Annotated in this window: 1 protein-coding gene; it reads right to left on the bottom strand. The window is 67.8% G+C overall.

Annotation, left to right across the window (positions count from 1 at the left end):
- Positions 1 to 1,016 (bottom strand): ketoacyl-synthetase C-terminal extension domain-containing protein (locus AWC27_RS14130; protein ID WP_139836995.1); only part of this gene is annotated, 1,016 nt, incomplete at both ends.

Raw genomic sequence — 1,016 nt, 5'->3', positions numbered from 1 at the left:
TCGTCGAGGGCGGCGGCGAATCCGCGGTGGTGGTTGTAGAGGTCGGCGGCCATACCCGGGTATTGAGCGCCTTGACCGGGCAACACGAACACCGTCTTAGCGCCCGGCTGGGTCCGCAGGTGGTGGATGGCCAGCCCGGGATGGGGCTGGTCATGACCCAGCGCGTGCAGGGCCTCCAACAAGCTTTCGCGTGCCCCGCCGCTGGTGCTGCTGGTGCTGATCGCGGCCCGGTGGGGGTGATGGCTGCGGGTGGTGGCCAGGCTGTAGGCCAGATCCCGCAGCGATACCTCGGGCTGCTCAAGCAGGTGTTGGCGCAATCGAGCGCCCTGAGCGCGTAACGCGGCACTGCTGCGCGCCGATAACGGCCACACCAACACCGTGGGCTGGGCCGACTCGCCCGACTCCCCCGGTGGTGTGGTGGTGGTGTCGGTGTCAGAGACCGCCGGCTCATCGGGGGCCTGCTGCACAATCACATGCGCGTTGGTGCCGCTGATCCCGAACGAGGACACCGCCGCGGTGCGCACGTGCTCGCTCACCGGCCAGGGCTGGGCCTGGCTCAGCAGTTGCACGGTGCCGTGTGACCAGTCGATATGGGGGCTGGGTTGGTCGATATGCAAGGTGGCCGGCAGCACCTGATGATGCAGGGCCTGGATCATTTTGATCAGCCCGGCCGCCCCCGCGGCGGCCTGAGTGTGGCCGATGTTGGATTTGACCGAGCCCAGCCACAACGGCTGGTCGGGGTCGCGGTGAGCGCCGTAGGTGGCGATCAGGGCCCCGGCTTCGACCGGGTCACCCAACGTGGTGCCCGTGCCGTGGGCCTCGACCACATCAACCTGGTCCAACCCGACTCCAGCGTTAGCCGCGGCCTGAGTGATCACGCGTTGTTGGGCGGGCCCGTTAGGAGCGGTCAACCCGTTAGAGGCACCGTCTTGATTGACCGCTGAACCCGCGATCACCGCCCACACCCGATGCCCGTGACGGCGGGCATCACTTAAACGTTCCAACACCAGCACCGC

The sequence above is a fragment of the Mycobacterium szulgai genome (assembly GCF_002116635.1).
Classification (GTDB): domain Bacteria; phylum Actinomycetota; class Actinomycetes; order Mycobacteriales; family Mycobacteriaceae; genus Mycobacterium; species Mycobacterium szulgai.
Note: the sequence above shows the minus strand (reverse complement) of the source record. Positions and strands in the feature narration are given on the sequence as shown.